Source organism: Streptomyces coeruleofuscus (assembly GCF_039532725.1).
Classification (GTDB): domain Bacteria; phylum Actinomycetota; class Actinomycetes; order Streptomycetales; family Streptomycetaceae; genus Streptomyces; species Streptomyces coeruleofuscus.
The window spans coordinates 127,459-149,013 of sequence record NZ_BAAASE010000015.1 but is presented as its reverse complement, the minus strand read 5'-3'; the positions used below and the strand labels follow the sequence as shown (position 1 = coordinate 149,013).

At 70.8% G+C, this 21,555-nt stretch carries 24 protein-coding genes; 15 read left to right on the top strand and 9 right to left on the bottom strand.

Annotation, left to right across the window (positions count from 1 at the left end):
• Positions 1 to 28: 28 nt before the first annotated feature.
• Both ABFX81_RS38775 and ABFX81_RS38770 read right to left on the bottom strand, forming a co-directional pair.
• Positions 29 to 1,426: a condensation domain-containing protein gene (locus tag ABFX81_RS38775; protein WP_086841296.1), complete on the bottom strand. Its 1,398-nt coding sequence runs from the start codon at positions 1,424 to 1,426 to the stop codon at positions 29 to 31.
• Between the two features lie 160 nt (positions 1,427 to 1,586).
• Positions 1,587 to 2,318 carry a MerR family transcriptional regulator gene (locus ABFX81_RS38770; protein ID WP_086841294.1) on the bottom strand — a complete coding sequence of 244 codons (732 nt, stop codon included), beginning with the start codon at positions 2,316 to 2,318 and terminating at the stop codon, positions 1,587 to 1,589.
• Between the two features lie 81 nt (positions 2,319 to 2,399).
• On the opposite strand from ABFX81_RS38770, the gene uvrA reads away from it, so the two are divergent.
• A complete protein-coding gene (uvrA, locus tag ABFX81_RS38765; protein WP_086841292.1) occupies positions 2,400 to 4,904 on the top strand; it encodes an excinuclease ABC subunit UvrA in 2,505 nt (834 codons plus the stop codon).
• Positions 4,905 to 4,955: 51 nt separating this feature from the next.
• Here the strand turns inward: uvrA and ABFX81_RS38760 are convergent, their stop codons facing one another.
• Positions 4,956 to 5,561 carry a DUF7848 domain-containing protein gene (locus tag ABFX81_RS38760; RefSeq protein ID WP_086841290.1) on the bottom strand — a complete coding sequence of 202 codons (606 nt, stop codon included), beginning with the start codon at positions 5,559 to 5,561 and terminating at the stop codon, positions 4,956 to 4,958.
• 105 nt (positions 5,562 to 5,666) lie between these two features.
• Here ABFX81_RS38760 and ABFX81_RS38755 point away from each other — a divergent pair, with 105 nt between their 5' ends.
• Both ABFX81_RS38755 and ABFX81_RS38750 read left to right on the top strand, forming a co-directional pair.
• Complete coding sequence (locus ABFX81_RS38755; protein WP_086841289.1) at positions 5,667 to 6,626, top strand: Scr1 family TA system antitoxin-like transcriptional regulator; 960 nt, start codon at positions 5,667 to 5,669, stop codon at positions 6,624 to 6,626.
• Complete coding sequence (locus ABFX81_RS38750) at positions 6,574 to 6,687, top strand: DUF397 domain-containing protein (RefSeq protein ID WP_346139409.1); 114 nt, start codon at positions 6,574 to 6,576, stop codon at positions 6,685 to 6,687. The genes ABFX81_RS38755 and ABFX81_RS38750 overlap by 53 nt, the downstream gene beginning before the upstream one ends.
• Before the next feature lies 1 nt (position 6,688).
• Here the strand turns inward: ABFX81_RS38750 and ABFX81_RS38745 are convergent, their stop codons facing one another.
• The 3 genes from ABFX81_RS38745 to ABFX81_RS38735 form a co-directional block, all read right to left on the bottom strand.
• Positions 6,689 to 7,036, bottom strand: coding sequence for a hypothetical protein (locus ABFX81_RS38745; RefSeq protein WP_086841284.1), 348 nt, complete (start codon positions 7,034 to 7,036; stop codon positions 6,689 to 6,691).
• Positions 7,033 to 7,638, bottom strand: a complete 606-nt coding sequence (locus tag ABFX81_RS38740; RefSeq protein ID WP_086841283.1) for a DUF6232 family protein — start codon at positions 7,636 to 7,638, stop codon at positions 7,033 to 7,035. The genes ABFX81_RS38745 and ABFX81_RS38740 overlap by 4 nt, the downstream gene beginning before the upstream one ends.
• 521 nt (positions 7,639 to 8,159) lie before the next feature.
• The gene (locus tag ABFX81_RS38735; RefSeq protein ID WP_086841278.1) at positions 8,160 to 8,462 is read right to left on the bottom strand and encodes a PLD nuclease N-terminal domain-containing protein; all 303 of its coding nucleotides are present in this window, start codon (positions 8,460 to 8,462) and stop codon (positions 8,160 to 8,162) included.
• A gap of 67 nt (positions 8,463 to 8,529) precedes the next feature.
• Here ABFX81_RS38735 and ABFX81_RS38730 point away from each other — a divergent pair, with 67 nt between their 5' ends.
• Together ABFX81_RS38730 and mqnP are read left to right on the top strand one after the other, a co-directional pair.
• Complete coding sequence (locus ABFX81_RS38730) at positions 8,530 to 9,981, top strand: menaquinone biosynthesis decarboxylase (RefSeq protein ID WP_086841276.1); 1,452 nt, start codon at positions 8,530 to 8,532, stop codon at positions 9,979 to 9,981.
• A complete protein-coding gene (mqnP, locus tag ABFX81_RS38725) occupies positions 9,978 to 10,880 on the top strand; it encodes a menaquinone biosynthesis prenyltransferase MqnP (RefSeq protein ID WP_086841274.1) in 903 nt (300 codons plus the stop codon). The genes ABFX81_RS38730 and mqnP overlap by 4 nt, the downstream gene beginning before the upstream one ends.
• On the opposite strand, the gene ABFX81_RS38720 is transcribed toward mqnP, so the two are convergent.
• On the bottom strand, positions 10,870 to 11,472 hold the full coding sequence (locus tag ABFX81_RS38720) for a rhomboid family intramembrane serine protease (RefSeq protein WP_086841272.1): 603 nt from the start codon (positions 11,470 to 11,472) through the stop codon (positions 10,870 to 10,872). The two genes, mqnP and ABFX81_RS38720, sit on opposite strands and share 11 nt — an antisense overlap.
• A 91-nt stretch (positions 11,473 to 11,563) precedes the next feature.
• Between ABFX81_RS38720 and ABFX81_RS38715 the strand changes: the two genes are divergently transcribed.
• The 9 genes from ABFX81_RS38715 (at position 11,564) to ABFX81_RS38675 (ending at position 18,039) form a co-directional block, all read left to right on the top strand.
• Positions 11,564 to 12,250, top strand: a complete 687-nt coding sequence (locus ABFX81_RS38715) for a UbiX family flavin prenyltransferase (RefSeq protein ID WP_086841270.1) — start codon at positions 11,564 to 11,566, stop codon at positions 12,248 to 12,250.
• Between the two features lie 80 nt (positions 12,251 to 12,330).
• Positions 12,331 to 12,786 carry an Lrp/AsnC family transcriptional regulator gene (locus ABFX81_RS38710; protein WP_059424549.1) on the top strand — a complete coding sequence of 152 codons (456 nt, stop codon included), beginning with the start codon at positions 12,331 to 12,333 and terminating at the stop codon, positions 12,784 to 12,786.
• Positions 12,787 to 12,824: 38 nt separating this feature from the next.
• Positions 12,825 to 13,988, top strand: a complete 1,164-nt coding sequence (gene mqnE / locus ABFX81_RS38705) for an aminofutalosine synthase MqnE (protein WP_086603781.1) — start codon at positions 12,825 to 12,827, stop codon at positions 13,986 to 13,988.
• Between the two features lie 73 nt (positions 13,989 to 14,061).
• Complete coding sequence (locus tag ABFX81_RS38700) at positions 14,062 to 14,712, top strand: UdgX family uracil-DNA binding protein (protein WP_086841267.1); 651 nt, start codon at positions 14,062 to 14,064, stop codon at positions 14,710 to 14,712.
• A gap of 16 nt (positions 14,713 to 14,728) precedes the next feature.
• Positions 14,729 to 15,253 (top strand): GNAT family N-acetyltransferase, encoded by a 525-nt coding sequence (locus tag ABFX81_RS38695; protein WP_086841265.1) that lies wholly within the window; start codon positions 14,729 to 14,731, stop codon positions 15,251 to 15,253.
• Positions 15,254 to 15,357: 104 nt separating this feature from the next.
• Positions 15,358 to 15,663, top strand: coding sequence for a DUF4229 domain-containing protein (locus tag ABFX81_RS38690; RefSeq protein WP_086841307.1), 306 nt, complete (start codon positions 15,358 to 15,360; stop codon positions 15,661 to 15,663).
• A gap of 165 nt (positions 15,664 to 15,828) precedes the next feature.
• On the top strand, positions 15,829 to 15,906 hold the full coding sequence (locus tag ABFX81_RS38685; protein WP_330219385.1) for a putative leader peptide: 78 nt from the start codon (positions 15,829 to 15,831) through the stop codon (positions 15,904 to 15,906).
• Positions 15,907 to 15,968: 62 nt separating this feature from the next.
• Entirely contained in the window at positions 15,969 to 17,270 is a 1,302-nt protein-coding gene (locus ABFX81_RS38680; protein ID WP_086841263.1) for a cation:dicarboxylate symporter family transporter, read from the top strand.
• Between the two features lie 79 nt (positions 17,271 to 17,349).
• Positions 17,350 to 18,039, top strand: a complete 690-nt coding sequence (locus ABFX81_RS38675) for a TetR family transcriptional regulator (protein WP_086841262.1) — start codon at positions 17,350 to 17,352, stop codon at positions 18,037 to 18,039.
• On the opposite strand, the gene ABFX81_RS38670 is transcribed toward ABFX81_RS38675, so the two are convergent.
• Together ABFX81_RS38670 and ABFX81_RS38665 are read right to left on the bottom strand one after the other, a co-directional pair.
• The gene (locus tag ABFX81_RS38670; protein ID WP_086841260.1) at positions 18,027 to 18,872 is read right to left on the bottom strand and encodes a MaoC/PaaZ C-terminal domain-containing protein; all 846 of its coding nucleotides are present in this window, start codon (positions 18,870 to 18,872) and stop codon (positions 18,027 to 18,029) included. The two genes, ABFX81_RS38675 and ABFX81_RS38670, sit on opposite strands and share 13 nt — an antisense overlap.
• Positions 18,872 to 20,179, bottom strand: coding sequence for a 3-oxoacyl-ACP reductase (locus ABFX81_RS38665; RefSeq protein WP_086841257.1), 1,308 nt, complete (start codon positions 20,177 to 20,179; stop codon positions 18,872 to 18,874). Before ABFX81_RS38665 ends, ABFX81_RS38670 begins: the two co-directional genes overlap by 1 nt.
• 90 nt (positions 20,180 to 20,269) lie before the next feature.
• Here ABFX81_RS38665 and ABFX81_RS38660 point away from each other — a divergent pair, with 90 nt between their 5' ends.
• The gene (locus tag ABFX81_RS38660) at positions 20,270 to 21,553 is read left to right on the top strand and encodes an acetyl-CoA C-acetyltransferase (protein WP_086841255.1); all 1,284 of its coding nucleotides are present in this window, start codon (positions 20,270 to 20,272) and stop codon (positions 21,551 to 21,553) included.
• The last annotated feature ends 2 nt before the right edge of the window (positions 21,554 to 21,555 follow it).

The window sequence follows — 21,555 nt, the reverse complement described above, 5'->3', positions numbered from 1 at the left end:
GCCATGAGCGGCCTCAGCCCGGCCACGCTCAGGGCGTGACGGCGACCGAGGTGATCAGATCCCCCAGCCGCTCGGCGTACAGCCGCATGTTCTTGTGTGCGATGTCCGTGTCCGGGTAGCGGCCGGCGAACCACAGGCCCTCGTGGAGGCGGGTGATCCAGGCGCAGACCTGGTCGCCGTAGGACACCCTGAGCAGCCCGTACGCCTTGCGGTCCGCCCAGTTCTCGGAGCCGGGGATACCGCGCGTGTCGACGAACGAGACGATCGAGTACAGGTCGGGGGACGTCGGGCGGAAGTCGGTGCCGAGGAGGTGGAGTACACGGGCGAGGGGGATGCGGGCCAGCCGGCGGTTGGCCTGGAGGGCGGCGCGCACGGTGCGCAGGGCGCTCGGGAAGTCGGTGGCTTCGGACATGGGGATCTCGATCGGGGCGCCGCCCACGTACCAGCCGACCGACTGCGACCACTGGGACTTCACCCGCGTGTGGAACGGCACGACCGTGCGGTAGACGGGCTCGCCGCCGATCTCGTGGACGATCAGGGCGGTGGCCGCGAGGACGCCGACCAGGCTCCCGCCGTACGGGCGGCAGTACGACTCGAACGCGGCGGCGGCATCCGCGTCCACCATCATCTCGCGCATGAACTTCTGCGTGGGCAGTTCGCCCCCGGGCTCCACGCCGAGGTCCACGGGGAAGCTCGGCAGCCGTCCTCCGCAACGCCGGATGAACTCCCGCCAGCGGGCGACGATGTCGTGGTCCGCGTCGATGCGGTCGGCGTCCGCCCGCTCGGCCTCGCAGAAGTCGACGTAACTGCTCACCGGCTCCGGCCCCTCGGCACGGCCCGCGACCCCGGCCTCGTACAGCTCGTGGATCTCGGCGGGGATGCGGTGGATGGAGTAGGCGTCGACGTTGCTGTGGTCGAAGGCCATGTACACGCTGGTGCAGTCGTCCCGGACGACCGCCGTGTAGATGAGGTTGGGCCAGCGCAGGGCGTCCGCCGTGGTGTCGAAGCGGTCCTGGAGGTGCTGGGCCAGGGCCGCCGCGTCGTCGAAGTCGCCGACGTCCTCGCGGTGCAGGGACACGGAGGAGGGGTCCAGCGTGAAGCGGCGGATCGAGTCGCCGGGCCCACCCGCCCAGCGGAAACCGCTGCGCAGGGTCTCGTGCCGCAGCGTCCAGCTGCGCAGCGCCTCGCCCAGCGCGTCCAGGTCGGCCCGTCCCGGGATGTCGAACGCCGCGCCCAGCCAGGTCGGCACGAACAGTCCGTCCTCCCGGACGGACCGCGCGGTCCGGATGTGCGACTCCTGGATGTACGCCGGCGGCCTGGAGTCCTCGGGCAAAGCCTTCGCCGTTGCGACAGTCGCCGGACTGAGTGTCCATTCGAAGAGTCGCCCAGGTCGGACCTCGCAGCGCTGGATATCAGTCATTCGCACAGGGGGTCTCCGTTCGCAGGTGGGATAGACCCGACCAAAGGAATGGCGAACCCGCTACCGGCGACACCCGGTGTCGGCGTTTTTTCAATGGATCGGATGGCATCTCGAACTGCGATGCGAGCCCTGGCCGGTGCGCTCGGTTGACGCCGGGTGGCCGTCATCACCTGGCTGATGGTCCCGGCCCACCCGCGCTGACCTCCAGATAGGCGTGGAGGGCGGCCGCGCCCCCGGTCATGGCCCTGCTCCGAGCCGTCAGCGCCTCCCCGCGCGCCGCGACGGCCGCCCGCAGCGCCTCGCTGCTGCCCTCCCGCCTCAGGCCCTCCAGCACCGGACGGATCTGGTCGAAGAGATAGTGACTGCGGCGCAGCGTGTGCACGAGCCGGGCGTCGCGCACATCGGCGGGCTCGTAGACCCGGTACCCCGTGCCGCGCTCGCGCCCCGGCGTGAGCAGCCCGGCCCCTTCCCACACCCGCAGCGCGGACGTCCGTACGCCCAGCAGTGCGGCCACCTCCCCGATGCGCAGCCCGCCGGACCGTGGCAGCGCGGGCGGCTCCAGCGCCAGCAGCTCCAGGGCCTCGCTCGCGGCCCGCAGGGAGACCCGCTCCTCGTGCAGGGCGGCGTGCGCGGCGTCGACCAGCGCGAGCGCGCCCGGGACGTCCCCGTCGTGCAGGGACCGCATGATCTCCGTCGCCTTCACCGGCCCGTACCCCCGCATCAGGGCCCGGTACGCCAGCAGCGCGGCGCGGTGCACGTCTCCGAAGACGCGGTAGCCGGACGCGGTCCGCGCGGCGGGCGGCAGCACCCCGGCGTCCTCGTAGTTGCGGATCTGCTGCGTCGAGACACCGGCCAGCCGGGCGAGGTCGACGGGGCGGAGACGGCGTTCGTTGGTCATCGAATTGAAGGTTACGGCAGGAGAACCACCGCTGATGCCTGGAAAGTCTCAACACCGCACTTCAATGGAAGACTTGAAGGAATGGACAACAGTATCCGTGTCACCGGCGCCCGCCTCCACAACCTCAGGAACGTCTCCCTCTCCCTCCCGAAGAACAAGCTGGTCGTCCTGACCGGCCTGTCCGGCTCCGGCAAGTCCACGCTCGCATTCGACACCCTCCACCGGGAGGGCCAGCGGCAGTACCTGGAGTCGCTGGGCATGGTCACCGGCTTCGTGAGCAAACCCGCCGTCGACTCGATCAGCGGTCTGTCCCCGTCCATCAGCGTCGACCAGCACCTCACCAACCGCAGCCCGCGCTCCACGGTCGGCACGGTCACCGAGGTGTTCACGTACCTGCGGCTGCTGTGGTCGCGGATCGGGACCCGTCCCTGCCCCGGGTGCGGCAAGAGCATCCCGCCGTCGTACGCCAACGAGGCGGAGGCCGGCACCACGGCCGACGACGACGCCGAGGGGGAGCAGACCCCCTGCCCGCACTGCGGCACCCTCGTGCCCGAACTGGTGATGGGCTCGTTCTCCTTCAACAAGCCCGCGGGCGCCTGCCCGTCCTGCACCGGCCTGGGCGAGGTGATCCGGCCCGACGTGCGGCGCCTGGTCGACGGCTCCCGCTCACTGGCCCAGGGCGCGGTACGGGGCTGGAACCCGAAGCTCACCGAGTGGAACCTCACCGCGCTGCGGGCCGCCGCCCGCCACTACGGCTTCACCTTCGACCCGGACCTCCCGGTCGACGAACTGGGCGATCCGCAGCGGGACCTGCTGGTGCACGGCGTCGAAAGCCCGGAGTTCCGGCGGCACTTCCCGGAGATCGAGGCGCCGACGACCGTGGCGGCGGGCCGCTTCGAAGGGGTCGCCACCGCGCTGCTGCGGCGGTACACCGAGCGGGCCGACGACCCCGAGTACCGCGAACGGGCCGAGAAACAGGGCCTGGTGAAGCAGCCCTGCGGGGAGTGCGAGGGCACCCGGCTGCGGCCGGAGAGCCGGGCGGTGACCGTGCACGGACTGACGATCGTCGAGGCGGCACGGCTGCCGCTCACCGAACTCGACGGCTGGCTGGCCGCCCTGAAGGAACGTTCGGCCGGGGACGAGTGGCTGCTCGTGGAGCCGGTCGTCGCCGACCTGGAGGAGCGGGTACGGCGCCTGGTGGACGTCGGGGTCGGCTACCTCAGCCTGGAGCAGTCCACGCCGAGCCTCTCCGCCGGGGAGACCCAGCGGCTGCGGCTGGCCGCCCTGCTCGGCTCCGGCCTGACCGGCGTGCTCTACGTCCTCGACGAGCCGACCATCGGCCTGCACCCCTCGGACACCGCCCGCCTGATCGGCGTCCTGCGCCGCCTGCGCGACCTGGGCAACACCGTGCTGGTCGTCGAGCACGACCTGGACGTGCTGCGGGCGGCGGACCACGTGGTGGACGTCGGCCCGGGGGCGGGCCGGGACGGCGGACGGATCGTGGCGGCCGGGACGCCGCAGGAGGTGGGCCGGGCCGAAGGCTCGGTGACCGGCGCGTATCTGTCGGGCCGGCTGCCCGCCCCCGAGTCCCGTGACCGCGGCGGCAACGGCACGGCGGTCGTGATCCGCGGGGCCCGGGCCCACAATCTCAAGGACGTGACCGTACGGATCCCGCTGAACCGCCTGGTGACGGTCACGGGCCCGTCCGGCTCGGGCAAGTCGACGCTGATGCTGGACATCCTGGGCCGCGCCGCCCGCCGCCACTTCCACGGGGCGGGGGAACTCCCCGCCGAACACGACGGCATCGACGGCTGGGAGCACCTGTCCAAGGTGGTCCTCATCGACCAGGAGCCGATCAGCCGCGTCCCGCGCTCCAACGCGGCGACGTACTCGGACGTCTTCACACCGATCCGCGAGGTCTTCGCCGCGAGCAGCGAAGGACGCCTGACGGCGGGCCGGTTCTCCTTCAACGTGCCGGGCGGACGCTGCGAACGCTGTGAGGGCGCGGGCGTGCTCACGGTACGCATGCACTTCCTCCCGGCCGTGGAGGTGCGCTGCCCGGGGTGCCGGGGCCGCCGCTTCCGGCCGGAGGTGCTGGCGGTGCGGTACCAGGGGCACGACATCGCGGAGGTGCTGGAGGCGACGGTGGACGAGGCGCTCGGGGTGTTCCGGGACGTGCCCGCCGTGGCCGGCCGGTTGCGGCGCATGGCGGACGTCGGCCTCGGCTACCTCCCGCTGGGCCAGCCCGCGCCCACGCTGTCCGGAGGTGAGGCGCAACGCCTGAAACTCGCGAAGGAACTGGGACGCCGGGCGGCCGACCGCACGCTCTACGTCCTCGACGAGCCGACGACCGGCCTGCACGCGGCGGACTCGGCACGGCTGTTGGACGTGCTCCAGCGGCTGGTGGCCGCGGGGCACTCCGTCATCACCATCGAGCACAACGTCGACGTCATGCGGGCGTCGGACTGGCTGATCGACCTCGGGCCGGTCGGCGGGGCCGGCGGGGGCCGGGTGGTGGCCGAGGGGACCCCGCGGGAGGTGGCGGCCGTGCGGGCCTCTCGGACAGGCGGGTTTCTGGCAGGGTGACCTGCGCCGGGCTCTCGGGTTCGCCCGCTTCCTCGGCGGCGTCGTGCCCCGTCAGCCCTGCCTCTCCAGCACCGCGTAGTCGGCGAAGCTGCGGCGGTAGCGCAGGTGCCGCGTCTCCTGGGTGTGCCTGCGCTGCCACTCCTCCACCTCGGCCGGGGACGGGCGCGGGCCCGAGCTCGCCCCGCAGTCCTCGTCCTCTCCCGAGACGCAGTACGCCTGGTACTCCGGGAGGGCCGACGCGTCCTGCACGATCGAGTACGGGACGTACCGGAAGATCCGGCGCCCCGCCGGTTCCCCACCGTGCTCCTTGCGCTGGTGCTGGCGCAGCAGCACGTTCGCGTCCGTCACGGCACTCCCGTCGAACGCGGCCCGTGCCTGGTCCCGGCGGACGGCCAGCTCCTCGCACACCGCGCACCCGGGCACGGGTACGGGGGGCCGGTTCGGATCGGGCGACAGCCCTTCCCTGGAACGGGCGTTGGCCGCGCGTACGCCCGCGCTGAGCCGTTCCTCCAGGGTGGCCACCCGGATCCGCGCCGGGTCCGCCTGCCACTCCCGGCCGCCGCCGACCGGGCGCAGCATCACATACGGGCCGGTGTTGTCCTGATACTCGCCGACCTTGCCCGTCGCAGGGTCGTAGACGAGCGTTCCCGGTTCCATCCCGTGCACCTCCGTAACTCTGGGTGTATCGAGCGTTGCGCAGGGGAACAGTCCGGTTCAATGCTTGGCGTGTGACACCGGTGCACTGTCACGGAGGGGGAGGCCGTGAGCCGACGGAACGGCGGGGCGGAGTCGGGGGCGAGCACGGCGGCCGTGTTCGGCGAGGTGCTGCGGCATTTCCGCGAGGCGGCGCTGCTCACGCAGGAGGGCCTGGCGAGGCAGATCCCGTGCGACCGGTCGCACGTGGCGCGGGTGGAGGCGGGCACGAGGGTTCCGCAGGAGGCTTTCGCGAAGAAGTGCGACGAACTTCTTGGCACGGGTGGGGTGTTGCTGCGGTTGTGGGGGCGGATCGACTGGTATCCGCAGGTGGAGCATCCTGACTGGTTTCGACGGCGGGCTGAGATGGATGAGGTGGCCGTCACTTTGCGGGAGTACCAGGAGCGGGTCATCCCGGGCTTGTTGCAGACGTCGGACTACGCCCGGACGCTCGCCTCGCGCTACGTGAGCGGGGTGGAGCTGGAGGAGCGCGTCCGAGCCAGGATGAGCCGACAGCAGCGCTTCCTCGCCGATGGCGGTCCGCTGTACATCGTCGTCCTTGACGAGAGCTGCCTGCGCAACGTGGTCGGTGGGCCGACTGTCATGCGGGACCAGTGCGCGCACTTGCTGAGCGTCGCGCAGCGCCCCAACATCCGCATCCAGGTCGCGCCCGCAGGCCCCCTCGAAATCGTCCGCCCCAGTGGCTCCATGTCCCTGATCACCCTGCCCGAAGGGCGCCAGTGGCTCTATTCGGAGTCCCTCAACCGCGGCCACTTCACCAACGATCCGGCCATCTACGAGCGCTATAACCAGTTCTATGATGTGCTCAGGGCGGACGCCCTGTCAGCTCCCCAGTCCGCCGCTCTGATCCACGAGGCGATGGAGAGGTACGAGCACTATGGACCGGAACGAGCTCGGCACTGTGACCTGGGTCAAGAGCAGCTACAGCGACGGCAACGGCGGCAACTGCATCGAAATAGCCCCCGATACCCCCGGCGCCGTCCCCATCCGCGACAGCAAAACCCCTGACGGACCGGTCCTGCTCGTCACCCGGTCCGCCTGGTCCGCTTTCCTCTCCGGCGTGCGCTGAACTACTGCCCGCTCAGCATCTGGAGGATCCGGTTGGCCGCCTCCGCCACCGGCTGGCCCACGGCCCCGACGGCCGCGGCGATCGCGGCGACAGCCATCAGCGCACGGTGCCGTTCCTCGGGAGGCGCGGCTTCAGCCGACAGCACCGGCAGGGACTCGTCGATGAGCTGCGCGCTGGGCTGCGGAAGCTGCTCGCGCAACTCGCGGACACCCTGGAGCAGTTCGGCGATGGCCAGCCGCAGGGTGGGATCCATGGCGTCGCCGGTCGCCCCGTTCTTCACGATGCCCGTGTTGCCGCTGCCGCCGTGCATGCTGACGTTGTCGCCGTAGTAGTAGTTGTTGCCGCTCATTTCGCCATCCCCACGTTGCCGTTGCCGCCGTACATGTTCACGCTGTCGCCGAAGTAGTAGTTGTTGGGCGAGCTGATGGTGAGACGCTCGACCGTCACATGGAACTCGGTCTCCGGGTTCTCCAGCGCGCCGGCGACGTAGCCCACGAGCTGGTCCAGGTGCTGCGGGTTCCGGCTGGTCACCACCGCGGTGGAGGGGCCGGCCGTCTCGATGGCGAGGACGTAGTGCGACTGGGCGGTGACGACGGAGAGCATGTCCACGAGGAAGTAGATCAGCGCCGCGCCGGAGCCGAGCCACACGAAGGTGAGCAGTCCGCTGCCCGTGGACTCGCTCGCGAGGAAGGTCACGCTGCCGATGATCGACAGACCGATGGCCACGGCAAGGGTGATCACGGTGCGTGTCAGGAAGCGGATGACCGCCTCCTTGCGTCTCGGGTGGAGGGTGAAGGTGTACACCCGCGCGATGTTCCGCAGCGGATAGGCCGCGCCGCCGACCCATAACAGCCGCTTGCTGACGCGCAGTTCGATGTCGGTCATGGCCTGGGGCGGAGTGGCGGGCGGCGGCGGGACGTCCCACTGCCCAGGCGGCTGCTGGGTCTCCATGAAGTCCTTCTGAGGGCCGACGGGTTCTGAGTGACAGCCGTAACTGTCTGATCACTATTGACGACCATGCGTTGCCCGAGAGCAAGTCGTTTGCGAAGTGATCCGCGTGTGCTGGGCCGAACTGTCGAAGTCGATGGCGAAGCAGCGGCGGGTCACGGTGTCGGCCGGGCCGAAGAGGGGCAGAGAGCGCCGGTAGAAGCGGCTGAGTTGCACGATGACGCGCGTGCCGTCCCTGGTAGGGGTCACAGAGAGGAGCAGGCCGTGTTCCTTCGCCACCGCCTTGTTCAAGGCCTGCTGCGCGTCCCGCCGATCGATGGCCCGACCGGTGACGCTCCGGGAGAGGGTGTCCGCGAAGCGTCGAGCGTCTTCACGGGTGGCCTCGAAGGCGGAGCGTTCCCTCTCCGCCTCGCGGTAGGCGCCGATGCCGTAGGCGGCGACGATTGCCGTGATCAGGGCGAGGACGAACGCTCCGAAGACCTTGGCCCAGGGGGCTGTTCGGCCGGGCTGGACGCCGGCGTCGCTCAGGACTCGTCCCGCTTGGGATCGTCGTCCCGCTTCTCCTCGTCCAGGGACTTCAGGAAGTCGGGGTTGTCGTCGGGCGCGACCCACTGCCGGGGACGGGGACGGCCGCCGCCGGCGACCGCGCTCCGCTTCTTCCCGGCGATGAGCCAGGAGATCGAGCCGACGAGCGGAAACAGCAGCACGAGGATCGCCCACAGCGGCTTGGGCATGTGACGGATGTCGTCGTCCTTCGTGCTGATGCAGTCGATGAACGCGTACACGCTCAGCGCCAGCGGCACGAGGAACATCAGTACCCGGAGCATGCGCGGCCTCTCAGCAAAGCGGTGGGCGGTTCAGGGCCAGGGTAGCCGCTCGGGGATACTGGACCGCATGGCTTACGACGATCTTCGCTCGCTGCTCAGGGCTCTGGAGCGCGAGGGCGACCTCAAGCGCATCAAGGCCGAGGTGGACCCGTATCTGGAGGTCGGGGAGATCGTCGACCGGGTGCAGAAGGCCGGCGGTCCCGCGCTGCTCTTCGAGAACGTACGCGGGTCGGGCATGCCGCTCGCGATGAACGTGTACGGCACGGACCGGCGCCTGCTGAAGGCGCTGGGCCTGAAGTCGTACGCCGAGATCTCGGAGCGGATCGGCGGGCTGCTGAAGCCCGAGCTGCCGCACGGGTTCGTCGGCGTGCGCGAGGCCTTCGGGAAGCTCGGCGCGATGACGCACGTCCCGCCGAAGAAGGTGAAGGACGGTCCGGTGCAGGAGGTCGTCCTCACCGGGGACGACGTGGACCTGGAGCAGCTGCCCGCCCTGTTCACGTGGCCGAAGGACGGCGGCTCCTTCTTCAACCTGGGGCTCACGCACACCAAGGACCCGGAGACGGGCATCCGCAACCTCGGGCTGTACCGCCTCCAGCGCCACGACAAGCGCACGATCGGCATGCACTGGCAGATCCACAAGGACAGCCGGAACCACTACCAGGTGGCGGCCAGGCGCGGGGAGCGGCTGCCCGTCGCCATCGCCTTCGGGTGCCCGCCCGCCGTCACGTACGCCTCCACGGCCCCGCTGCCCGGCGACATCGACGAGTACCTGTTCGCCGGGTTCCTCGCGGGCAAGCGGATCGAGATGGTCGACTGCAAGACCGTGCCGCTCCAGGTGCCCGCGCAGGCCGAGGTCGTCATCGAGGGCTGGCTGGAGCCGGGCGAGATGCTGCCGGAGGGCCCCTTCGGCGACCACACCGGCTTCTACACCCCGCAGGAGCCCTTCCCCGCCCTGAAGATCGACTGCGTGACGATGCGGAAGCGGCCGCTGCTTCAGTCGATCGTCGTAGGCAGGCCTCCCACGGAGGACGGACCGCTCGGTCGTGCGACGGAACGCTTCTTCCTGCCGCTGCTGAAGATCATCGTGCCGGACATCGTGGACTACCACCTGCCGGAGGCGGGCGGCTTCCACAACTGCGCGATCGTCTCGATCGACAAGAAGTACCCGAAGCACGCGCAGAAGGTCATGCACGCCGTCTGGGGCGCGCACATGATGTCGCTGACCAAGCTCATCGTGGTCGTCGACTCCGACTGCGACGTCCACGACCTGCACGAGGTCGCCTGGCGGGCGCTCGGCAACACGGACTACGCCCGCGACCTCAGCGTCGTCGAGGGACCCGTCGACCACCTCGACCACGCCTCTTACCAGCAGTTCTGGGGCGGCAAGGCCGGTATCGACGCGACGAAGAAGTGGCCCGAGGAGGGCTACACGCGCGACGGCGGCTGGCCCGACATGGTGGAGTCCGATCCGGAGACCGCGGCGAAGGTGGACCGCCGCTGGAAGGAGTACGGCCTGTGACCTCCGCATCCGCCGCGATCCCCCAGCCGGGACGCACGAAGGCCTTCCTCCGGCTGGTGATGATCGAGCACTCGGTCTTCGCGCTGCCCTTCGCCTACATCGCCACGCTCACGGCGATGTACCAGTGGGACAAGAACGTCCACTGGGGCCGGCTGCTGCTGGTCACCGTCTGCATGGTCGGCCTGCGCACCTTCGCGATGGCGGTCAACCGGATCATCGACCGCGAGATCGACGCGCGGAACCCGCGCACGGCGCACCGCGAACTGGTGACCGGCGCGATGTCGGTCCGGCACGCGTGGACGGGGGCCCTGATCGCCCTCGTCGTCTTCCTCGGCGCGGCGGCCCTGCTCAACCCGCTGTGCCTGGCGCTGGCGCCCATCGCGGTGATCCCGATGGTGGTCTACCCGTACGGCAAGCGGTTCACGAACTTCCCGCAGGCCATCCTGGGCCTCGCGCAGGCGATGGGCCCGGTCGGCGGCTGGCTGGCGGTCACGGGGTCCTGGTCCTGGGACGCGGTGATCCTCGGTCTCGCCGTCGGCATCTGGATCGGCGGCTTCGACCTGATCTACGCCTGCCAGGACGTCGAGACGGACCGCGAGATCGGCGTCATGTCCGTCCCGGCCCGCTTCGGCATCCCGGCGGCGATCTGGGGCGCCCGGGTCTGCCACACCCTCACGACGGCCCTGTTCGTCTGGTACGCCCTGGCCACCGACGCCGGCGCGTTCTTCTGGCTGGGCCTCCTGATCGTCGCCGCCGCGTTCCTCTACGAGCACACCATCGTCCGCCCCCACGACCTGTCCCGGGTCAACAGGGCGTTCTTCAGCGTCAACGGCTTCATCGGCATTGCCCTGTTCGTGTGCGCGCTGCTGGATCTGCTGGTGCGTGGCCTCACGGTGTGAGCGCCGGCGGCGTGGCCCGGCGGCGGAACACGAACGCCGCCGCCACGCCCGCCAGCAGGCCCAGCAGGTGGCCCTGCCAGCTGACGCCCGTCTGGGTGGGGGCGAGGCCCGCCAGGATGGAGCCGCCCCAGATCGCCGCGATCAGGATGCCGACCAGGACTCCCCAGGGGCGGCGCTCGACGAAACCGCTGACCAGCAGGAAGCCGAACAGGCCGAAGATCAGGCCGGAGGCGCCCGCGGTGTTGGTGTGGGCCGGGGCTATGAGCCAGACGCCCAGGCCGTCGACGAGCACGATCAGCGCGCAGACCAGCAGGAAACGGCGCAGCCCCGCCAGCGCGGCGAGGAAGCCGAGGACCAGCAGCGGCACCGTGTTCGCGGCCAGATGGGCGAAACCGAAGTGGATGAAGGCCGACGGGACGACATCGGCCAGCTCGGACGGGGTGCGCGGGGTGACGCCGAGGCCGTCCAGCGCGTGGCCGCTCACCACGTCCACCACTTCCAGCAGCCACAGCAGCGCGATCCAGGCCAGCACCAGCTTGCCCGCGGCCATCGCACGGTCGCCGCGTGACCAACCGGCTCCGACACCCGACATGGCGACCCCCAGCGCTCGCTCGTCCCCTCCGGGGAACGCCCGGCCCCCCTTGGCCGGTTCCCACCCTGCGACGCCGGATAGGCTCGGTGTTGTGAACCCAGTCAAGCCAGGCGAGACACCGCGTACGCCTTGGATCGTAGGGGTGTCCGGTGCCTCCGGCACCCCGTATGCCGCTGCCGTGCTGCGGGCGCTCCTCGCCGCCGGTGAGAGCGTCGACCTCGTGGTGTCCCGGGCCTCCCGGCTCACCCTGCTCGACGAGACCGGGATCTCCTTCCGGGACGCCCACTGGCGGGACGACCTGCGGGAATGGCTGTCCCGGGGCGCCGACGGCAAGCCGGACACCTTCTCCGTCGACATCGACGCCGTACGGCACTGGAGCGCCGGCGACCTGGCCGCCGGGCCCTCCTCGGGGTCGTACCCCACCAAGGGCATGCTGATCGTGCCCGCCTCGACCGCGAGCGTGGCCGGGGTCGCGCTCGGGCTGTCGAAGGACCTGTTGCAGCGGGCGGCGAGCGTGACCCTGAAGGAGGGACGCAAGCTGATCGTGGCCGTGCGCGAGACCCCGCTGAACGGTCAGACCCTGCGGCACCTGGTCACCCTCGACGACGCGGGCGCGACCGTCGTACCCGCCTCACCCGCCTTCTACGCGGGCGCGACGCACATCCAGGACCTGGTGGACTTCGTCGCCGGACGCGTACTCGACTCGGCGGGCGTGCCGCACGGGCTCTACCGCCGTTGGCAAGGTGAGCTCGGCGGCGGATCACACCGCGCCGGCTGAGCCACACCCCCTGCACGGCACCTGTACGTCATCACAACCACAGACTTTTCAGACAACTTCAGCGGAAGGCTTCGATCGCAATGGACGCGGTGGACAGGCAGCTCATCCAGGCCCTGAGGGAGAACGGCCGGGCCTCCTACGCGGAGCTGGGACGCCTCGTCGGACTGTCGGGACCGAGCGTCACCGACCGCATCAACCGGCTGGAGGCGGCCGGTGTCATCACCGGCTACCGGGCCACCGTCGACGCCGCTTCGCTCGGCCTCGGTGTCACCGCCCTGATCGGCATCTCGCTCTCCGACGCCACCGACCACGAGGACGTGGCGCAGCGACTGAGGGATCTCTCGGAGATCGAGGACTGCTGGTTCATCGCGGGCGACGACTCGTACATGCTCAAGGTGCGGGCGGAGAACGTGGACGGCCTGGAGAAGATCATCCGGCGGCTCAGCGGCACGAAGGGCGTGTCCCGGACGCGTACGACGATCGTGCTCTCCACCAAGTGGGAGAACCGGGTCGGGGAGTTGCCGGAAGAGGCGTAGGCGTACGGTTGGTCGGGCTGTCGGAGAAAGGTGTGCAAATGGACGTCGGGCTCAAGCGTGAGCTGGAGGAGAAGGTCCGCTCCGGTGAGCGGCTGACCCGTGAGGACGGCATCGCCCTCTACGAGTCGGACGACCTGGCCTGGCTCGGCGGCCTCGCACACGAGGTGCGCACGCGCAAGAACGGCGACGTCGTGCACTTCAACGTCAACCGTCACCTCAACATGACCAACGTGTGCACGGCCTCCTGCGCGTACTGCTCCTTCCAGCGCAAGCCGGGGGAGAAGGACGCGTACACGATGCGCATCGAGGAGGCCGTCAAGCTCGCGAAGGCGATGGAGGGCGAGAACCTCACCGAGCTGCACATCGTCAACGGGCTGCACCCGAACCTGCCGTGGCGCTACTACCCGCGCTCGCTGCGGGAGTTGAAGGCCGCGCTGCCGCACGTCTCGCTGAAGGCCTTCACGGCGACGGAGATCCACCACTTCGAGACCATCTCCGGGATGAGCGCGTCCGAGATCCTGGACGAGCTGATCGACGCGGGGCTGGAGTCGCTGACCGGCGGCGGTGCGGAGATCTTCGACTGGGAGGTCCGGCAGCACATCGTGGACCACCGCACCCACTGGGAGGACTGGTCCCGTATCCACCGGCTCGCGCACGAGAAGGGTCTGAAGACCCCGTGCACGATGCTGTACGGCCACATCGAGGAGCCCCGGCACCGGGTGGATCATGTGCTGCGGCTGCGTGAGCTCCAGGACGAGACCGGGGGCTTCCAGGTCTTCATCCCGCTGCGCTACCAGCACGACTTCGTGGACGTGCAGGACGGCAAGGTGCGGAACCGCCTCCAGGCGCGGACGCAGATGGCGACGGGGGCGGAGGCGCTGAAGACCTTCGCCGTGTCGCGGCTGCTGTTCGACAACGTGCCGCACGTCAAGGTCTTCTGGGTCATGCATGGCGTCCAGACCGCGCAGCTCGCGCTTCAGCACGGCGCCGATGACATGGACGGTTCGGTCGTCGAGTACAAGATCACGCATGACGCGGACAACTTCGGTACGCCGAACAAGCTGACCCGTGAGGACCTGCTGGATCTCATTCGCGATGCCGGATTCCGGCCGGTGGAGCGGAACACGCGGTACGAGATCATTCGCGAGTATGAAGGGCCTGACCCTGAGCGTCGGGAGTCGCCGCAGCCGATGCGTGTGTGACCGTTTTCGGGTGCGGGTGCGTCGGGGCTGGTCGCGCAGTTCCCCGCGCCCCTGGGTGGGGTACCCGGAGGGCATGGTTGCCACCAAGGCGCCTGAGGACGCCTATACCGCTGAACCGTTCGTTCCTGAGCGCGGTGGGCTGCCCGCTCTGCGGCGGGCCGCTGCCGAGTGCCGGGGGTGTCCCTTGCACCGGGACGCCACCCAGACGGTGTTCGGGGACGGGAACAAGGACGCTCGCGTCATGCTCGTGGGGGAGCAGCCCGGGGATCAGGAGGACCGGCAGGGGAAGCCGTTCGTCGGGCCTGCCGGGCGGCTCCTGGACCGTGCGCTGGAGGAGGCGGGGATAGATCCCTCCGAGGCCTACGTCACCAACGCGGTCAAGCACTTCAAGTTCACCCAGGCCGAGCCGCGCAAGCGCCGGATCCACAAGGCGCCCACCCTGCGGGAGATGACCGCGTGCGGGCCCTGGCTGGCCGCGGAGCTCGCGGTCGTGGAGCCGGAGCTGATCGTCGTCCTGGGCGCCACCGCCGGGAAGGCGCTGCTCGGGTCCTCCTTCCGGGTCACGCAGGTGCGCGGCACGGTGCTGGAGGAGGAGATCCACGGCCGGCCGGAGCGGCTGGTGCCGACGGTGCACCCGTCGTCGGTGCTGCGGGCGGACGACCGGGAGGCGGCGTACCGGGGGCTGCTGTCGGACCTGAAAGTGGCGGCGCGAGTACTGGCGTAATGGCTACAATCGCGCCATGCCCCTTACGTTCACCTTGGATTCCGCCGTCACGCCCGACCTGCGCGACGGCATCCTCGACCTGTGGGCCGACGTCTCCAACGCCGGCGGGGCCGTCGGCTTCGTACCGCCGGTGACACGCGAGGACATCCGTCCCTCGCTGGTGCAGCACTTCGCGCTGATGGCGGAGGGGCGGGTCAGGCTGCTCGTCGGGCACGACGAGGAGGGGCGCGTCGCGGCGACCGCGTTCCTCACCCTCAACACGCACCACCTGATGACGCACTGGCTGTGGCTGTACACGGTGATGGTGCACCCGCGTCATCAGGGCAAGGGTTACGGTCGTGATCTGCTGGCCGCCGCGGCGGACGCGGCCCGTGGCCTCGACGGCATCGAGACGATCCGCCTCACCTGCCGGGGCGGTCTCGGCCTGGAGCGCTTCTACGAGTCCTGCGGCTACAAGGAGGTCGGCCGCGTCCCCGGCGCGATCCGCGTGGCGCCCGGCGACGACCGGGACGACGTCATCATGCTGCTGCCGCTCGGCTGACTCCCGCCTCGCACCCCCCTGCAAGATCGACGCCCCGGCGTGCTTCACTGGACGGTGCCCCTTTGGGTGCGTTCTGGCCGTTCGAACCGGAAGAGTGGATTGAGATGCTCCGCTACACGCTGATGCGCCTCGGGATCTTCGCAGGCTGCCTCGTGGTCGTCTGGGGCCTCGTCTACTCCGGCCTCGCCCCCCGCGGCCTCGGCGCCAGCAACGGCCTGTGGATCGTCATGCTCGCCCTGCTGCTCTCCGCGCCGATCAGTTTCGTGGTGCTGCGCAAGGAGCGGGACCGGGCGTCCGTGCAGATCGTGCAGCGGGTGGACCGGATGAAGGCCAGCATGGAGGCCAACCGCAGCCAGGAGGACGACGTCGACGACACCTCCCGGGCGCAGGGCCAGACCCAGACCTCGTAAGAGTCCCGTACAGGCGTACAGCGCCCCGTTTCCGTACTTGCTCGGAAACGGGGCGCTTTGTCATGTGTGGGTGGGGTCGCGTTTCAGCCTGTCAAAGGCAGGCTTTGAGGTCCTCAAACTTCAGGTGTTAAGGTCGATGTCATGAAGTCAGCAGTCGCGCCCCCCATGCCCCTGAGCGTTCCGCTCGTGGCGCGCCTGCACGTGGATCTCTGTCGGTGCGCGTCCGCTACCTGTCGTCCCTGACGTAACGCAACCCCCGTCGTCTCCCACGTCAGTCCCTACGCGTCCCTCTACGGAGCCATTCCGTGTCCTCACACACGAAATCCTTCAAGCTGCCCTTCTGGGCCCAGATAATCGCCGGTCTCGTCCTGGGTGTGCTGCTCGGCTGGCTCGCCCGCAGCCAGGACCTGTCCTGGCTGGTCACCACCCTGGAGAAGGTCGGTGACACGTTCATCGGCCTGCTGAAGCTCGCCGTCGCCCCGCTCGTCTTCTTCGCGATCCTGGTCTCGATCACCAACCTGCGGAAGGTCAACAACGCGGCCCGCCTGGCCTCGCGCACCCTCCTGTGGTTCATGGTCACGTCGTTGATCGCGGTGAGCATCGGCCTGGTCATCGGCCTGCTCACCAACCCGGGCGCCGGCACCGGCCTCACCCCCAAGGACGGTGGGAAGCCCGAGGACACCGGCTCCTGGATCGACTTCCTGACCGGCATCGTGCCGACCGACGTCATCACGCCGTTCACCGAGCTGAACGTGTTGCAGATCGTCTTCATGGCCGCCGTCGCCGGTATCGCCGCCCTCCAGCTCGGTGAGAGGGCCCAGCCGATCCTCGCCCTCAGCGAGTCCGTCCTCGAACTGCTCCAGAAGGCGCTGTGGTGGGTCATCCGGCTCGCGCCGCTCGGCACCGTCGGCCTCATCGGCAACGCCATCGCCACCTATGGCTGGGACCTGATCGGCAAGTACGCGACGTTCACCGCCGACATCTACGTCGGCTGCCTGATCGTGCTGTTCGGCGTCTACCCGACGCTGCTCGCGACCGTCGCCAAGGTCAACCCGGTCCAGTTCTTCAAGGGCGCCTGGCCCGCGATCCAGCTCGCCTTCGTCTCCCGCTCGTCCGTGGGCACGATGCCGCTCACCCAGAAGGTCACCGAGCGGCTCGGCGTGCCGAAGGAGTACGCGTCCTTCGCGGTGCCGTTCGGCGCGACGACCAAGATGGACGGCTGCGCCGCGATCTACCCGGCCATCGCCGCGATCTTCGTCGCCCAGATCTTCGACATCCAGCTGGGCGTCGGCGACTACCTGCTGATCGCGTTCGTCTCGGTGGTCGGCTCCGCGGCCACCGCCGGTCTCACCGGCGCGACGGTCATGCTGACCCTCACCCTCTCCACCCTCGGCCTGCCGATGGAGGGCGTGGGCCTGCTCCTCGCGATCGACCCGATCCTCGACATGATCCGCACCGCGACCAACGTCGCCGGTCAGGCCCTGATCCCGGTCCTGGTCTCCGCCCGCGAGAACCTGCTCGACCGCACGGCCTACGCCACGGCCGACGGCTCCTCCCTGGACGAGCCGCGCGAGGCGCGGCCCGAGCAGGTCCCTGCCGCGGCCTGACGCGCCGACGCCCCCCCCGGTCGGCCCTCCTCCGGTTTCCCGGCCGGGGGCCGGCCGGGGGGACCGTACGCTAAGCGGTATGGGTGCCGTGAAGACCAAGCGGATGCCGCGTGCGGTCCGTGAACAGCAGATGCTGGACGCCGCCGTGCAGATCTTCGGACAACGGGGGTACATGGCCGCGTCGATGGACGAGATAGCCGAACTCGCGGGCGTGTCCAAGCCGTTGGTCTACCTGTACCTGAACTCCAAGGAAGATCTTTTCACCGCCTGCATCCGCCGCGAGGCCAAGGCACTCGTCGAGGCCGTGCGGGCCGGTGTCCGGCCCGATCTGCCCGCCGACCGGCAACTATGGGAAGGGCTCGGCGCGTTCTTCGCGCACACCGCGCGCACCCCGGACGCCTGGGCGGTCCTGCACCTCCAGGCCCGCACGCACGGCGAGCCCTTCGCCTCCGAAGTCGCCGCGATGCGCGAGGAGATCGTCGCGTTCGTGACCCAGCTGATCCTCGCCGCCGCGCGCGAGGCCCACCGCGACCCCGACCTCCCGGAACGCGAGGTCGCCGGTCTCGCCGAGGCCCTGGTCGGCGCCGCCGAGTCGCTCGCCGCCTGGGCCAACGCCACCCCGGGCGTCACGGCCCGCCAGGCCGCGGCCACGATGATGAACTTCGCCTGGGCGGGGCTGGGCGACCTCATGGCGGGGCGGCCCTGGTCACCGTCGGAGGAGCGGGCAGGGACTCAGGCGGAGGAGCAGGCGGGCACTCAGGTGGAGTAGAGGTCCCCCGTCAAGTGGAGGCGGTCCTCCCGGCCCCGCAGTTCGAACCGGCCGTCCTGCGCCGCGTACGTCACCGTCCCGGGCAGCAGGACCGGTGCCCGGAACCGCGCGCGGACGTGGCAGGAGTCCGGCGTGCCCTGTGCGGCGAGGCAGCGGGCGACGGTCCACATGCCGTGGGCGATGGCCCGGGGGAAGCCGAACAGACGGGCGGTGAGCGGGTGGAGGTGGATCGGGTTGCGGTCGCCGGACGCCGCCGCGTACCGCCGTCCGACGTCCTCGGCGAGCCGCCACTCGGCCACGGCCGGCAGCGGCTTGCGCACCTCCTCCCGGGGAGCCCCGGCGGTCCGTCGCGTGCGGTGCCGGGCGAGGTACGTGCTCCTCGACTCCCATACGACCTCCCCGCCCTCCCGCACCTCGGTGACGACGGTCGCCTCGGTGCCGCGGCGGTGGGGCGCCAACCCTTCGACGTACACCGTGAGTTCGTACGCGCCGGTGGCCGGCATCGCCCGGTGCCGGGTGATCGTGATCGACGTGTGCACGAGTCCCAGCAGCGGCAGGGGGAAGTCCCGGCCGCTCATCAGCCGCATGGCCAGGGGGAAACCCAGCACGTGCGGATACGTCGGCGGCAGCGCGTCGTCCCCGGTCGGGAACCCGCAGACCCGCTCGTACGCCGCCAGCCGCGCGAGGTCGACGCGCAGGCCGGGCAGGACGAGCCGGATGCGCGGGAACTCCGCGTCGGGGGCCGGGCGTTTGAAGGGGGACAGCAGGGCACCGCGCGCGAGGAGCGGGGCGAGGGAGGGGGACCCGGTGAGGACGAGAGCGGCGTCGGCCATCACGCCCCCAGCAGGCTCTGGCCGCATACGCGTACGACCTGCCCGTTGACCGCTCCCGAGGCCGGGTGCGCGAGCCAGGCGGTGGTCTCCGCGACATCGGCCGGCAGACCGCCCTGCGCGAGGGAGTTCATGCGGCGGCCCGCCTCGCGGATGAACAGCGGGACGGCGGCCGTCATCTTCGTCTCGATGAAGCCCGGCGCGACCGCGTTGACCGTCACCCCGTGCTCGGCGACCGCGCGCGGCGCGAGGGAGCGGACCAGGCCGACGATGCCCGCCTTGCTCGCCCCGTAGTTGGTCTGGCCCGCGTTGCCGGCGATGCCCGCGATCGAGGCGGTCGCCACGATCCGGCCGCCCCGGTTCAGCGTCCCCGCCTTCAGCAGCGCGTCCGTCGTGCGCAGCACGCTCGCCAGGTTCACTTCCAGCACCGGCATCCAGCGCTCGGCGGGCATGTTCACCAGTCGCCGGTCGCGCGTGATGCCCGCGTTGTGGATCAGCAGGTCCAGGCCGTCCGGCAGGGCCTCGGCGATCCGCGAGCCCGCGTCGGCGGCCGTGATGTCGAGGAGCAGCGCGGTGCCGCCGAGCCGGTCGGCGACGCGCCGGGCGTCCTGCTCGGCCTGCGGTACGTCGAGGACGACGACCCGGGCCCCGTCCCGGGCGAGTGTCTCGGCGACGGCCTCGCCGATGCCGCGCGCGCCGCCGGTGACCAGGGCGGTGCGGCCGGCCAGGGGGCGGTCCCGGTCGACGGGCGTGGCGGGTTCCTCGCCCGCCCCGACCTCGATCACCTGGCCGCTCACATACGCCGACTTGGGCGACAGCAGGAAGCGGAGGGTGGATTCCGCGGCCGGTGCGTCCGTGAGCCGGACCAGGTTCACGGTCCTGCCCCGGCCGATCTCCTTGCCCAGGGAGCGCGTGAAGCCCTCCAGGGCCTGCTGGGCGGCGGCCTGGTGATGGTCGGCGGGGTCGAGCGGCGCGCCGAGCAGGACCACCCTCCCGCTCGCGGCGACCGACCGTACGACGGGGTGCAGGGCCGCGTGCACCTCGGCGAGCCCCTCGACGTCCCGCACCCCGCTCGCGTCCAGCACGACGGCCGCCGCGCGGCCGGAGCCGGCCGGGCCGATCCCCGTGCGGGCGAGAACCGGCGCCAGGTCGAGGCCGGACCTGCCGGCGGTGAGGTGGCGCAGGCCGCCGTCGAGGGCGGGCCGCTCGGGGGACCAGCGGGTCAGCGCGGCCGGCTGGGGCAGGCCGAGCCGGCGGGTGAGGAAGCGGCCGGGCCCGGTAGCGGTGAAGCTCAGATAGCGGTCGGCCATGGCGACTCCCAGCTCGGATGACTGCCACTTGCTTACTCTGGAGTAAGGTTACCGCAGGTAAGGCTACGTCACAGGCGAGGAGCGGTCGAGATGAGCCCCCAGAAGATGTCGGTGCGGCGCGTGGCGGTCGTCGGCGGAGCGCGCATCCCGTTCGCCCGCTCCGACGGCCCGTACGCCACCGCCTCCAACCAGCAGATGCTCACCGCCGCCCTCGACGGCCTGGTCGAGCGATATGGGCTCCAGGGGCCGGGCGCGGTCGGCGAGTTCGTGGCCGGCGCGGTCCTCAAGCACAGCCGCGACTTCAACCTCGCCCGCGAGACGGTCCTCGGCTCGAAGCTGCACCCGGCCACCCCCGCCTACGACATCCAGCAGGCCTGCGGCACCGGACTCCAGGCCGTCATCGCCGCCGCCAACAAGATCGCCCTCGGCCAGGCCGAGTCGGCGGTCGCGGGCGGCGCCGACACGGCGAGCGACGCGCCCCTGGGCGTCAACGACTCCCTGCGCCGCATCCTGCTGGAGGCCCGCCGGGCGAAGTCGCTGGGCGGCCGCGTGAAGGCCCTCGCGAAGGTGCGCCCGGGCCACCTCGTCCCCGACATCCCGCGCAACGCCGAGCCGCGCACCGGCCTGTCCATGGGAGAACACGCCGCCGTCACCGCCCGCGCCCGGGGCATCGGCCGCGCGGCGCAGGACGAACTGGCGGCGGCCAGTCACCAGCGGCTGGCGGCGGCGTACGAACGAGGCTTCTTCCAGGACCTGGTGATCCCCTTCCGCGGCCTGGCCCGCGACCAGAACCTGCGCCCCGGCTCGACCGCGGAGAAACTCGCCTCCCTGAAGCCGGTGTTCGGCCTCGACCACCCCGACCCGACCATGACGGCCGGCAACTCGACCCCGCTGACGGACGGGGCGGCGACCGTACTGCTGGCGAGCGAGGAGTGGGCCCGCGAGCGCGGCCTGGAGCCGCTGGCGTATCTCACCGCGTACGAGACGGCGGCCGTCGACTTCGTCGGCGGAGACGTCGCCGGCGGCGAGGACGGGCTGCTCATGGCGCCCGCGTACGCGGTCCCGCGCATGCTGGAGCGGGCCGGACTCGGACTGGCCGACTTCGACCTGGTGGAGATCCACGAGGCCTTCGCCTCCCAGGTGCTGGCGACGCTCGCGGCCTGGGAGAAGCGGGGCCTGGGCACGGTGGACCGGGCCCGGCTGAACGTGGCCGGCTCGTCCCTCGCCACCGGCCATCCCTTCGCCGCCACCGGCGCCCGGATCGTGGCGACCCTGGCCAAGCTGCTCGCCGAACGGGACGCGCCCGCCCGCGGGTTGATCTCCATCTGCGCGGCGGGCGGACAGGGGGTGACGGCGATCCTGGAGCGGGCCTGAGG